This window comes from Methanosarcina barkeri 3 (assembly GCF_000970305.1).
Taxonomy (GTDB): Archaea; Halobacteriota; Methanosarcinia; order Methanosarcinales; family Methanosarcinaceae; genus Methanosarcina; species Methanosarcina barkeri_A.
Genome location: NZ_CP009517.1, coordinates 906,458 through 920,035 on the forward strand (window position 1 = coordinate 906,458; position 13,578 = coordinate 920,035).

A 13,578-nucleotide genomic window follows, 5' to 3' on the forward strand; every position below is an offset into this window, starting at 1 on the left:
GATTACTCTATACCTCACATCTCACTTAGTACCTCATCATAATTCAAGTTTCATGAGGTCTTCGGCAATAATTACTTCTCCTTCAAAATACTCTTTCAGGCGGTGCACTGCTTCTCTTTCGTGCCCCCTCATCTCCGGATAGAAATGTGTAAGGCAGATGCTTCCGATTTCGTTATTATACTCCTCCAGGATGTCGGCAAGTGAGCTGGGAGTAGTATGGTTTGTGACTTTCATTCCTGAAGGAAAAGAGCACTCATGGATCAGGAGATCGGCCTCGGCTGCAAGGTCCATAACATCCCTGGAGGGTTCGGTGTCTGCGGAATAAACGAATTCCCCATCTTCTCCAGTCACGCGGTAAGCCAGAGTTGGGACACTATGTGTGGCTGCCGTACAGCTAATCTCACAGTCGAATTCCTCGGGAGTAAATTCTTTTCCCGGAACGAGCTCAATAATATCTACATCCACTTCTTCCTGAAGATATTCATAAGCGTCAATCACTTTTGAAAACCACTCTTCGGTTCCTTCAGGCCCGTAGATCTTCATACTCGTGTTTCCGCGGAGCCAGTTTGCCTTAATGAGAGGATGCAGGTCAGCCACGTGGTCAAGGTGAAGGTGCGAAAGCAATACCGTGTCCACTTCAGTATGGGAAACACCAGCATCAGGAAACCTGTTCAATACGCCACTTCCGCAATCGATAAGTAACGGCTTTTCCTCAAGTCTCACAAGCACTCCGGACTGTACTCTATTCTTTTGCGGGATCGCAACTCCAGTGCCAAGAAATGTTATTTCCATGAGTTAGAGAATAAACTTTAAATAATTTAACTTTATTTAAAGCATGTCCGCATGACGAAACTTTGCGGCTCAAAAAAACCTGCTTTTTTTCAAAGCGCGAGGGTTGCCCAGCCCGGTCAAAGGCGCCGGACTTAAGATCCGGTATCGAAGGATTTCGTGGGTTCGAATCCCACCCCTCGCACTAACTTTTTGGGATGTATACAATGTCAAAAAAGTATACTTCTATGAAAAAGTAACGCAGTGTCTTTAGAAAGTTGTTTTCTCTAAATTAGTTCTCATTTAGGTTTTTGTTTACAAAGAAAGTAAAATTCTTTTGTACTTTAATTTCTTTTACTTAAGTTTGTCTTTTCGCCATTAACCAGTTGTTTTTTAATCTCAGCAACTTCATTTTTTCTTTTCAAAAAGAGGAGAATTATCACTGGTTACGTTGGAACAGTTCTTATGTAGAAAGTATCATTTTCCACCTGGAGCAACTGCAACTTCTCTAGGATAGCTTCCTACTTTAACTGTAGCTATAACAGTATTTGTTGCTGTATCAATTACAGAAACAGTTTTGCCGGAAAAATCGCTACCCAGGTTTGTGACATATACTTTTTTTCCGTCCGGTGTGACTGATACTCCGTAGGGACCATCCACTGGCACCGTGGCTGTTACGGTATTGGTTGTTGTGTTAATTACAGATGTGGTATTTCCCTTGTGGTTTGTCACATATAACTTTGTTCCATCCGGAGTGACCGCAACTCTAACAGGATTATCTCCTACAGGTATCGTAGCTATAACATTATTTGTTCCTGTATCAATTACAGAGACATTGTCGCTTCCACCGTTAGTCACATATACCTTTGTTCCATCCGGACTAACTGCAATTCCATCAGGATACTGTCCTGCATTGAACACAGATGTAACCTTGTTTGTTGCTGTATCAATTACAGAGATATCGTAATAATTTGTCACATAAACTTTTGCTCCATCTTGGCTAACTGCAACTCCATGAGGAACGCTGCCTACTTTAACTGTATTCGTAACAGTATTAGTGTCTGTGTCAATAACATAGACTGTGCCATTTTCAAAGACAGCACCGGTGTTGTTCGTAGCATATGCCTTTTTTCCGTCTGGAGCAATTGCAATTGCGTAAGGTGAACTTAATCCTTTAGTAGTGGCTATAACCTTGCTTATGTTTGTATCAATTACAGAGACATTATTGCTGTCAGTCACATATACCCTTGTTCCTTCCGAATTGACTGTAAGCCCCGTTAAACCGCTTCCTATCTCCATTATGTCTACTACTTTGTCTGTGGCTGTATCGATTACGGAGATATTGTTGCCACTAGTAACATATGCAAATGGTCCTGTGGTTTTGAATACATCGATTACCCTAAACGTTGAGTTTGTACTGTTCTCATTACTTGCTGTCAGGGAAACCGCATAGTTTCCTGCTGCAGAATATGTGTGGGTTGGATTCTGTTCGGTTGAAGAATTTCCATCTCCAAAACTCCAGTACCAGGATGTAGGCTTTCCAATGCTTGTATCAGTAAATGTTATTGTCAGTGACTTTGGAACAGACACCTTTTCCGAAGTAAAAGAAGCATATGGTCTTGTAAGTCCGGTTACGGTAATATAATGATATTTTGTTATCGCAGCTGTGCCACCGACATTGTATTCAAATAAGCTCACGGTATATTGTCCGGGCTCCAGATATGTGTGCTCTACTGTCTGGTTCTCACCAACACCTTGCTGAGAACCATCTCCAAAACTCCAATCATTGGCATATCCGGCTCCTCCATGAAACGTTACTTTCAGTGGTGCATCCCCGGATGTTACACTTGAGGAGAAATATTCCCGACCAACAGGTTCATCACCCAAGCCAACAAGTACATATCCATACTTACTTGTTGTATTACTACCCACAGCATTCTTAACAGTTAGATTTACGGTATATCTTCCTCCGATATCATATACATGGGTTGGATTTTGCTCTGTGGAGGTATTACCGTCTCCAAAGTCCCAAAGCCAGGACGTAGGCGACCCTGTGCTATTATCGACAAATGATACGGTTTTTGTGAGAACTGACCCTCCATAAGTGTCAGAATGATATACTTCTGGAGAAAAGAATTCTGCAATAGGGGCTTGTGGAGGAGTGACAGTAATATAATTTGATTTCTTCAGCGTACTATTGCCTTCGAAATTGGTTACTGTAAGACTAACATCATATGTCCCAGGTTTTTTGAATGTGTGTGTGGCGGTTTGAGCATGTTTTGAGTTTATACTATCTCCAAAATCCCAATACCAGGATGTAGGAGTTCCACCTGTGCTATTATAAGTAAATAATACAGTTAACGGCATATTTCCGGATTTAGATGTTATATTAGCAGAAAAAGAAGCAAAGGGCATTGTAGGTTCAGCTGAGAAATCGTACATGTATATGCTGCAATAGTACTTGTTTTCTTTATCATCACGATAATCTTCCCACACTATTTTGTCACCGTAAATAGCAGGGTTAAGTTGATCTGATTCATCATTGGTAAGCTGAATTTCTCTATTTTCAGAAAGATCATATACGTATATATCCCAATTTCCATTGCGGTCATCCTGCCACACTATCCTGTCATCATAGATAGCAAGTTGATCCTTTCGTGACCCGTTGAAGGTTATCTGAGTCTCTATAGAAGTTGAGAGATTATGCAAGTAGATATTGTTACCTTCCACGTATACAATCCTGTCACCATGGATTTTAGGGCTCGATGCTGATCTATTGGTTGTAACTCGAGTTTCATTGGAAGTCGATAGATTATACACGTAGATACCACTGGATGCACTTCCAAAGCCAAAGCTAGTATCGTCCTGCCATACTATCTTGTCACCGTAGATAGTAGGGTCCTTGGTTGATTGGTTAGTTGTAATTTGAATTTTATTATAAGTGGAAAGATCATACATGTAGATGTCCTGATACCCACCACTCCGATTTCTCCATACGATTTTGTCACCGTAGATAGTTAAAGAATCCCTTACTCCTTGATTTTCCGATTCAGGAATTGAAAGTAAAGTTTTATTGTTTGTAGATATATTGTACAAATAGATGTTTTGTCCTCCAGATCCCCAAACTATCTTATCGTTATAAACAGCAAGATATGAGTACCATGGATCTTCAGTTATCCGTATCTCTTTGCCTGTAGACAAATCCCGCAGGTGAAGACTTCCATTGATGTACTTGTCCAACCATGCAATTTTATTGTCATAGATAGCAGGACTAAGACCTCTCTCGCCATACGGTGTAATTTGAATTTCCTGTCCAGCTGATGCGACTGTTGTGACCAGTAACAAAAAAGCAAAAGCTAACAAAGTCGAAAAAATCTTACTTCTCATTTATTTTCCCCAAATCCCACAATTAGATAAATATTTTCTACTCCCCTTATCAATAGTAAAGCTTACTATTATTTACAATATATTTCATTATTTGTTTCAGATAAGTAACTATATTCGTGAAGAATTATTTCCAAAAGCTAATTGCGTTCAACTGCTCCAAATCAAGTACAACCAGTTTGTTTACTAACATTAATTAGAAGTTAATTGGTGATTCGGCAGTGTGCCGAAAGTTCTGTAAGTTCAAAGTCAGATTTTTGTATACTAAACAAAATCCAGTTGTATTGCTAGAGGATTTTCAAACCACAAAATTTATAAAATTTTTAATTTTACAGGAAAAGTGGCACACTGCCAAGTAACCGTTAGAGTTTTCCAGTTCTATTTCTGCAGGAGTGGATTTCTGGGAAAAAGAAAGGTCCAGAACGAGCAGTGTAATGATAATCTTTTGGTTTACAAGAGGAAAAATCCTTAGCAAAGCACCCTCTTTTCTGGATTCAATATCATAGAAGACACAGGTCGTGTTACTCCCGTGAACCATGAAACTTTTTTTCTAGGACTTACGCACTTGAGGAACAAAATCAATTACTGTAAAGATTGTGGATATAAGTCACGTTTTAGATAGTTAATGGTCTGCTGCTGTTGATTTTTTAATTCAACTGCGTAAGTCCTATTTTCTTTACAGTAAAATCGCCGGCGTGGAATATCCATAGAGGAAATGGGGTATGAATAAACTCAGTAAGATAATTGAAGCCCGTAGGGAAAATATTGTCCAGGTATTTGTGCGTTGTGAGTCTATAAACCTCCTCATTGATATTAGTTTCCTCATCAAGGGAAGAAAGAAGCAAAAACAGCCTGGAGTATTCTGTGGAGCTGCTACAGGCAGTCCGTGGTAAGTTCTTGTCCCGGCTCCTATGACTGTGTAAGAAGCATATCCTCCAAGCCCATTTTAAAGCCTATTCAAGCGGATACTAGGTATTATAAACCTAATAATGACTTCAACATGCTGTTATTGAGTTTTCTGATAGCTTTAATTACCTTTCTCACCAGACTTCACTCTTTTAAAGATCTCCATCACAACGATGATAGTACCAGCGATTATGAAAAAAACTAACCAGGTCTCAAATGAAACCGGACTTATACCCAAAAGCTCGTGCATAAAGGGTATGTGCATTGAAAGGATGTGAAGCCCCTGCATTAGAACAACGCCTATAATCAGGAAGTAATTATTCCTGAAAGGCACGCGGAATGCGGATCGGTATTCAGAACGGCAGTTAAATACATGGAAATTCTCAAAGAGCACCATCAAAAGCAAAAGCAGATTTCTTGCCCAATTTATCTCATATCCTTCCCCTTTTAACCATGCCCAGATCACAAAAGCTATAATACCAATAGTTATCCCTGACATCAGCGTCTCTTTTATCATCAGGTTATTGAAAACTCCTTCTTCGGGTTTTCTCGGCTTTTTATGCATTGTTCCAGGCTCCCCTGCCTCAAAAGCCAGGGCCACACCTTGAATCCCGTTTGTTACCAGATTAAGCCAGAGGAGCTGCACCGCAATTAGTGGTATTGGTAAGCCTGCAAAAAGGGCGAGTATGAAAAGGACTACTTCAGCAAGACCAGTTGAGACAAGAAGATATGTAACTTTTCTAATATTATCATAGGCTATTCTTCCCTCCTCAACTCCTGCAACAATTGAAGAAAATGTATCATCAGTTACGATCATCGACGATGTATCTTTAGCAACATCAGTTCCTGATCCCATTGCTACGCCAATATTGGCCCTCCTCAGCGCAGGAGCATCATTGACCCCGTCTCCGGTAACGGCAACAAAATGTCCCTTCCTGACAAGAGAATCTACAATCTCCATCTTTTGCACTGGTGTTACCCTTGCAAAAACTCGCGCCCTATCGAGGGCATCAATATAGATTGGAACTTCGGGGTCACCAAAATCTTCCATCTCTCTGCCGGTGATCATCTCTTTTTTAGAAGATGCTATACCAAGCTCACTGGCTATTGCAAGGGCAGTTTTCGGATGATCTCCTGTAATCATTATAACATCAATTCCAGCCTTTTTACATGTCTGGACTGCTTCTTTAACATCAGGCCTCAACGGATCTATAAATCCAACAATGCCCAGAAACGTGAGCTCTGGTTTTACCGATTTGAGATCAAAAGCGTCATTTGCTCTTTCTGGAACCGTGCCCTCAGCAACTACAAGTGCACGATAACCATTTTCCATCAGGGAGTTAAGTTCCTTATTAAGAAGTTCGGGATCAATTGGAATTGCCCCTTCCAGAGAATTCATTTTTGTACAGTATGGAAGGATAGCTTCCATAGCTCCCTTGATAGCTATTTTTATAGGTCCGCTTGTGTACTCCTGATAATACACAGCTGAATACATTAACTCGGATTCAAAGGGAACTTCGGCAACAATTTTAACTTCATTTCTGACTTTACCCTGATTTATTCCCAGCTTGGATGCCAGTGCAAGAAATGCGACGTCAATAGCATCTCCATGGTGAGCCCAGGTCCCATCTTCCTGGACGAGAGAGCCTTCATTACAAATTGAAGCCGCAAATGCAAGCCTATGTAACCTTTCTACATCTTTTGCGTCCGGAGGAGAGCCTCCGTCCTTTTGCTTTACCTCGCCTTCGGGAGTGTAGCCCTCCCCTGAGACTTCAAAAAGGTCTCTCGGAGGCAATACTACTATTTTTGCTGTCTGCTGGTTGACTGTAAGAGTTCCGGTTTTATCAGTAGCTATTGTGGTACAGCTCCCCAGACTCTCAACTGCAGAGAGCCTTCGAACTATCACGTTTCTTTTAGCCATTCTCGTAGATGCAATTGAGAGCGCAACTGTAACTCCTACAGGCAATCCTTCAGGAATTGCTGATACTATAAGGGCTACAGCAAGGAAAAAAACCTCTACAGGTGCAATCCCCTGTAAGATAGCAATTATGCTCATTACTACACTTGCTCCGACAACAGCAATTCCTATCTTATGGGAAAAATCTTCCATTCGCAGGAGCAGAGGTGGTTTTGCAGATTCGGTCTCTGTAACTGCGCGTGCAATCATACCAACCTCAGTCCGGCTACGGGTCGCAGTTACAGCTCCCCAGCCACGCCCTGTAATTACAACGCTCCCTGCATATGCCATGTTAAGCCTATCACTCACAGGAATATCTTCCTCAAGAACAACTCCGGTCTTTTCTACGGCAGCTGATTCACCAGTAAGAAGTGACTCGTCAATGGTAAGATTGGAAGCGTAAAGAATACGGATATCAGCAGGAACGCGACTTCCTGACTCGAGCAGGACTATATCCCCAGGAACGATCTCCTCTGCCGGAATTTTTATCTCGGTTCCCTTCCTCCTAACCCGCGACATAATTTTCAAGATAGTCTGCAGCTCCGAAGCACTTTTTTCAGCCTTCCACTCCTGAGCAGTGCCGATTACGGCATTGATAACCACAACAAGAAAAATGAAACCTGCATCTGTGTAATCGTCCAGCAGGATTGAGAGAACTCCTGCTATGATAAGAATATAGATTAAAGGGTTTTTTAATTGGTGAAAAATTATCTCTATAATTCCCGGAGGCTCTTTTGTCGGAAGGATATTTCTTCCATATTCCTGCAGCCTAGTAGCTGCCTCTTCAGGATCCAAGCCCTCTGGTGTTGTAGCAAGTTTTTCAAGTATCTTCTGAGGTTCCAGCGAATGCCAGGGGATAACGTTACCAGCATGATTTTTTGTATTATCCAGCTCTGAAGGTTTTTTGTGAGAAGCATTATATTTTTCTTTTTCTATCGAATTTTGCTGTTTTTTGTTTTCATCAAGAGCACCTGAACCTTGTAAGAGAATAGCTGTATACCTCCTTAACGTCTTTTAGGAGAGTTAAAATTCAGGTAGACACTATACTTTTCTATTCAGAGGATATCTTTACAAAATCAGTTGATCTTCTACTTCCAACTGGTAAAGACAGTTCTTTTCTAAAGAGATAATTTTGAATCGGTATAAATTGTTTGTTCAGTTTGGAACTATGTATGCCCGTATTGTCCGAGATAGGTTTCCGTTCCATGTTTTAGATAAACTTATAAGAAAAAGTTATCTACCCTTAATCTCCTTCCCCATGATACCCTATATCAAATAAATCCTATTTTAATATATTAGGATTTTACGGCTGAATCAGAAATAGATTGTGTCCGTAAGTTATTGATTAATTTTGAAAAGCAAATATAACTCCATATTTGAGAAAAATATGAAGATATTCTAATGCTTATGGTTTTCAATAATCAAGTCTATTACTCAGAAATCAAAGTTGCGCTGGCGAACCCCGCTGCAAGCAACGGGGTATGTTCACGCCACCGCTCAAAATTCCGTTAAAGGAAATATAACCCTAAATAATTTAGTTTGAGCAGAAGTTAGTAACCGAAAATGGAATTGAGAAATTTCATTATTATGGGCGGTTATCGGGAAAGTTTTCCATCCCCGCAGCACGAGGTATTCGACTGAAATAAAAATATGTTCTCATTGTGCGATAGTTGTAACCAGGCCAAAAGCGCCAGAATTAAGTTAAGTCCCGGGTCCTGTAAAGTCTACGGAAGATTGGTATTCCTTTCCAGTTGATACCGAGGTTCTAAAATATCCACCTTCTTCATACTTTACAGAACTCTGTTTTCTCGCACTCAAGTGATTTTTCTCTTACTCAAGTGATTTTTCTCTTACTCAAGTGATTTTTCTCTTACTCAAGTGATTTTTCTCTTACTCAAGTGATTTTTCTCTTACTCAAGTGATAATTCTAATTTTGTCATTTCCCCATCTACTGACATTAGAGTACTAGAAGATTAATAAAATTGTATAGATTTTTATATTATTAAGTCAGAGTAAGGAAATGGGTTTCCGTATATGCAAATACCTGATGCCCTCTTCAATACTTATTAAAAACTTAACTTAACCTTCAGACTATCAGAACCATCAGTTATTTTTATAACTCAGTGAATGAACTTAACATGCTAATAAAATAAGGAGTGAAAAAACATGGTAGCAAAAATTGATGCCAACTCCTGTGAGAGTTGCGGAAACTGTATAGGTGAATGCCCTGCATGTGCAATTTCCATCAACGACGATGATGTTTCGTTTGTCATTGAAGATAAATGCAATGACTGCGGTATATGTCTGAATGCATGTGTACATGGGGCAATTACCATTGTTTAAGGCTCTATTACACTGAAGGATCTTGTGGATCCAAGTCCAACCGACGTTAATCTTTTTCAAATAGTCAGGAGAAGTTTATATCTCTTTATACCTTTGTTGACTTTTTTCCGAATTCTTGTGGTTGGTCTATTTTCCAACTCCCGCGAGGTATGAAGAGATCTGCCCTCCAACTCCTCAACCTTATTTTCTAATTTTGGTTGCGTTATCAACATTTAATATTATAATATGGATAATAATAGAAAGAATTTCATATAATTTAAAACAATTAACCGTTTAGGTTGATGCTTATATCCCTGGAGCTAAAGACTCAGGGGTTTACGCTTCACCTATAATATAGTAGGAAGTGTTAAAGATGGACATTACAAGCAAAGAAGTAGAAATTCTTCTGGTAGAAGACAATGAAGGCGATGTTGACTTAGTTGAAGAAGTTTTTGAAGAAATGAAAATAAAAAAAATCTTCATGTTTCAAGAGACGGAGAAGAGGCAATCCTATTTTTAAATAAACAGGGACAGTTTTTAGACACCCCACGCCCGGATATAATAATTCTGGACCTAAATTTACCAAAGAAAGATGGGCGTGAAGTTCTTCAAGAAGTAAAACAAGATGAGAACCTTCGAAATATACCGATAGTAGTTCTAACTACTTCTACAGCTGAAGAAGATATACTTAAATCTTATAATCTGCACGCTAATGCCTATATCACCAAACCTGTTGACTTTGACCAGTTTATAAAAGTAGTTAAATCTATAGCAAAGTTCTGGTTTGAAACTGCAGAGTTACCACCAAAATAAAATATTGATGACCAGAGAAGATACACTATGAATCAAAATATAAGTAAATCCGGTATTGATATTATAGGAGATGTGCCTTGGGGAATACAACTCTGTCAGTTCGACCAGAGCAAGGAAGACCTGTTGGATATACTTGTCCTTTATTTCAAAGCAAGACTGGAAAATAATAAATTTTGCATGTGGGTTACATCGTAACCTTTTGGAGAAGAAGCAAAAGAAATCCTTCGAAGAGCTGTTCCCGGTATAGAGATTCCATCTTCAAAGGATTTATGAGTTTCTATGTAAAATTCAGTAGTTTTAATGGGTTCAAGGAAGGCGAAAATTACTTGATCTCTCCGGCCTGCTTCCTTGGACCTATTATTTATAACCGGATTGTAAAGATAGCATGAAGGATTTTACAGGTTTAAGTCACTCGCTTGATACAGAACTCTTTTTTTACTGAAAATTAGCTAATTAGTTTATAAAAAAATGATCGATTAACTAATTTATCGCTAAAAAAGGATTTTTTAGAAAAGATAATCCAGTTGCATAAAACAATCAGATGTAAGAATTTAAAAATTCGGATTTTGCAGAATAAAAGTTAATATCTATAAAAAATAATAGAATTTATCAAGGTAAAAATAAATTTTTTTAATTTTGTCTTAGTGGAGCCCTTTCAGGTTCTTCCGAAAGGTCACCTACGACGGGTATATTAAGTTAAACAGGTTTAGGAGAGATATTTAATGAAAAAATTTAAAAATTTTATAACAATATCTATCTTTACTCTTTTTTATCTTGCACTAATTAGCCATGCAGCTTTGGCGGCAAATATTGTAATTGACAAAGAAGCTGGTCCAGTTGCACCAGGTTTTTTTCATGCACCTAATTATGCAAATGACGCAGCTTGCATTCAAGCGGCACTGGACAAATCAAAAAGCGGGGATACAATAACTATCCGAAAAGGGGATTATTATATCACAAAAGGAGTATATCAAAAGGATAAAAATCTGAATATAATAGGCGAAGGAAAAGTAACTCTTCACATTCAAACTTCTGATAAAGAGTATAACGATATATATTTCGGTGGATCACAGATCATAAGCGGAACCCTGAATACTGACGCTAAAAAAGGCTCATCTAAAATTGTGTTAACTGATGCTTCCAAGGTTCGCAAGAACGACTTGATTAAGATCTGGAAAAATGTTCCGTGGTGCCCTTTAAATTATCCAGATAATTATCCGGATCAAATGACCGGAGAAGTTTATGCTGTTAAAAGTGTAAGTGGAAATGTTGTTACTTTAAATCAACCGCTTCTTAGAGATTATAAATTATACGAGACTGTGAAAGTCGAGACATACAGACCTGTTCAGATACATATAAAGAATATAAGGCTAGAGGACACAGATAGTACAACGGTTCATCATGGACTTGCTATGCAGTATTGTATGGACAGTTCTGTTACTAATTCCTGGTTTAATAACTGTGGTTTCGGCGCTATTTGTCTGTATTCCTGTTTTAATGTGAGTGTTAATAATAATGAGATTTACAACTCGCTTCGTCCCAATTCTGGATACGGTGTAAACGCAGCTAGCGGTACGGCTTTTGTCAACATTGACCATAATCACATAGAGAATTGCAGGCATGCTGTAACAGGCAACTCAGCTGAACTCAAGTCTTTAAATCGGGATGTTTTTATTACTGATAACACTTTGATAGGAGCAAATATCACAGGTTCCAATGTTGTTGATGCTCACGCTGATACCATTAATTTTGTTGTAACTGGAAACAAAATATATCCGCAGATAACATCCGAAACCCTATACTATTGTACATTTTTAGAGTACAGGTCACCTCAAGAGCTTCCATTCTATTTTGCATTTGCAGATGGTACACAACAGTCCACATTCTCTGATAATGACGTTTTTGGCGGATATGGAGGGATATTTGCACGCGGTGCCGTAAGTAACGGGGTACACGTTTACGAAAACAATACGTTTAACGATATGTTAGGTAATATGTATGAAGGAGGAAACGGAACCGACAATACGCTTATAATCAGGAATAATATTCAAAACAGTGGTACGCGTGGAATAATTTTTCCATTCTATGGAGGTTTCAAGAATATAATAATAAATAAGAACACTTTTAGAAATCTTTCTCATCAAGGTGTGTATCAGAAGTTTCTGATAAACGGGGTAAACTTAGATATTTCTAAAAATACTTTTGAAAACCTGGGACTGGAAGGAGTATATATCGATGGAAATTCCTTGAAAAATGGTGCTGTGAAAATACAAAATAATATGCTAATAAACGTGAATACCTCTAATTCCTCTTCCGGAATCACAGTCAAAAGCGTTAAAAATCCCAATATAAGCGGAAATAAGATAGTAGAAAAGCCGACAGTACCTGCTGCTGCTTTTCTGGGATCTCCGAATTCAGGAAAAGTGTCGCTAAAGGTGCAGTTTTATGACAGAAGTACAGGCTTACCAACTTCATGGAAATGGACCTTTGGAGACGGAACAACTTCAACCCAGAAGAACCCAATCCATAAGTACTCAGAAGCAGGGAAATATACCGTTAGTTTGACAGTAAAGAATGCTAAAGGCAGTAGTACGGTAACAAAAAAAGATTACATTACCGTCGCAGGGTCTTTGAAAGCTCCTGTTGCTGCTTTCTCGGCATCCCCAACTTCAGGAAACATTCCTCTGAAAGTAACATTTACTGACAAAAGTACAGGTTCACCAACCTCATGGAAATGGAACTTTGGAGATGGAAAAACTTCAACATCCAAGAATCCTGCATACACGTACACTAAAGCCGGAAAATATACCGTCAGCTTAACAGTAAAGAATGCAGCCGGAACAAACACAAAAACAATAAAGGACTATATAACCGTAAAAACAGCTCCTGTAAAACCTGTTGCTTCATTTTCTGCATCTCCGACCTCAGGAAACGCTCCGCTGAAGATCCAGTTTACTGACAAAAGTAGCAATAGTCCTACTTCCTGGAAATGGACTTTTGGAGATGGAAAAACTTCAACATCCAAGAATCCCGCATATACCTACAGTAAAGCAGGAAAATATACTGTCAGTTTAACAGTAAAGAATGCCGCAGGAAGCAGTACGAAAACAATAAAGAATTATATTGTCGTAAACGAATTGAAAATTCCCGTTGCTTCTTTTTCGGCAAAGCCAACCTCAGGAAAAGCCCCACTTAATGTGCAATTTACTGACAAAAGCAGTAATAATCCGACTTCATGGAAATGGAGTTTTGGAGACGGAACTTACTCAACATCTAAGAATCCTGCACATAAGTACAGTAAAGCAGGAAAATACACTGTCAGCTTAACAGTAAAAAATGCTAAAGGCAGTAATACTAAAATTATGTCTGGGTATATTGTAGTAAGCAAATAAGTAATGTAAACTCATGGATTAATTGGAGAAATATAG

Annotated in this window: 9 protein-coding genes, 1 tRNA gene and 1 pseudogene; 6 read left to right on the top strand and 5 right to left on the bottom strand. The window is 38.9% G+C overall.

The window, feature by feature from the left end:
- Positions 1-36: 36 nt before the first annotated feature.
- Positions 37-792 carry an MBL fold metallo-hydrolase gene (locus MSBR3_RS03700; protein WP_048106529.1) on the bottom strand — a complete coding sequence of 252 codons (756 nt, stop codon included), beginning with the start codon at positions 790-792 and terminating at the stop codon, positions 37-39.
- 96 nt (positions 793-888) lie between these two features.
- On the opposite strand from MSBR3_RS03700, the gene MSBR3_RS03705 reads away from it, so the two are divergent.
- Positions 889-973 (top strand) — tRNA-Leu (locus tag MSBR3_RS03705).
- A 272-nt stretch (positions 974-1,245) separates the two neighbouring features.
- Here MSBR3_RS03705 and MSBR3_RS21590 read toward each other — a convergent pair.
- From MSBR3_RS21590 to MSBR3_RS03720, 4 genes and pseudogenes are all read right to left on the bottom strand, one after another.
- Positions 1,246-4,155 carry a PKD domain-containing protein gene (locus tag MSBR3_RS21590; RefSeq protein ID WP_052723263.1) on the bottom strand — a complete coding sequence of 970 codons (2,910 nt, stop codon included), beginning with the start codon at positions 4,153-4,155 and terminating at the stop codon, positions 1,246-1,248.
- 295 nt (positions 4,156-4,450) lie between these two features.
- Complete coding sequence (locus MSBR3_RS03715; protein WP_048106531.1) at positions 4,451-4,690, bottom strand: hypothetical protein; 240 nt, start codon at positions 4,688-4,690, stop codon at positions 4,451-4,453.
- 109 nt (positions 4,691-4,799) lie between these two features.
- A pseudogene (locus MSBR3_RS19275) lies at positions 4,800-5,065 on the bottom strand (glycogen debranching enzyme N-terminal domain-containing protein).
- A 114-nt stretch (positions 5,066-5,179) separates the two neighbouring features.
- On the bottom strand, positions 5,180-8,005 hold the full coding sequence (locus tag MSBR3_RS03720) for a cation-translocating P-type ATPase (protein WP_052723264.1): 2,826 nt from the start codon (positions 8,003-8,005) through the stop codon (positions 5,180-5,182).
- Positions 8,006-9,181: 1,176 nt separating this feature from the next.
- Between MSBR3_RS03720 and MSBR3_RS03725 the strand changes: the two genes are divergently transcribed.
- The 5 genes from MSBR3_RS03725 (at position 9,182) to MSBR3_RS18775 (ending at position 13,542) form a co-directional block, all read left to right on the top strand.
- Positions 9,182-9,358: a 4Fe-4S binding protein gene (locus MSBR3_RS03725; protein ID WP_048106534.1), complete on the top strand. Its 177-nt coding sequence runs from the start codon at positions 9,182-9,184 to the stop codon at positions 9,356-9,358.
- A gap of 352 nt (positions 9,359-9,710) precedes the next feature.
- Complete coding sequence (locus tag MSBR3_RS20880; RefSeq protein WP_230627753.1) at positions 9,711-9,857, top strand: hypothetical protein; 147 nt, start codon at positions 9,711-9,713, stop codon at positions 9,855-9,857.
- Positions 9,858-9,904: 47 nt separating this feature from the next.
- Entirely contained in the window at positions 9,905-10,150 is a 246-nt protein-coding gene (locus MSBR3_RS03730) for a response regulator (protein ID WP_329956829.1), read from the top strand.
- Positions 10,151-10,177: 27 nt separating this feature from the next.
- A complete protein-coding gene (locus MSBR3_RS19970) occupies positions 10,178-10,345 on the top strand; it encodes a DEAD/DEAH box helicase family protein (RefSeq protein WP_155396705.1) in 168 nt (55 codons plus the stop codon).
- A 527-nt stretch (positions 10,346-10,872) separates the two neighbouring features.
- Entirely contained in the window at positions 10,873-13,542 is a 2,670-nt protein-coding gene (locus MSBR3_RS18775) for a PKD domain-containing protein (RefSeq protein WP_052723265.1), read from the top strand.
- Positions 13,543-13,578 lie beyond the last annotated feature (36 nt).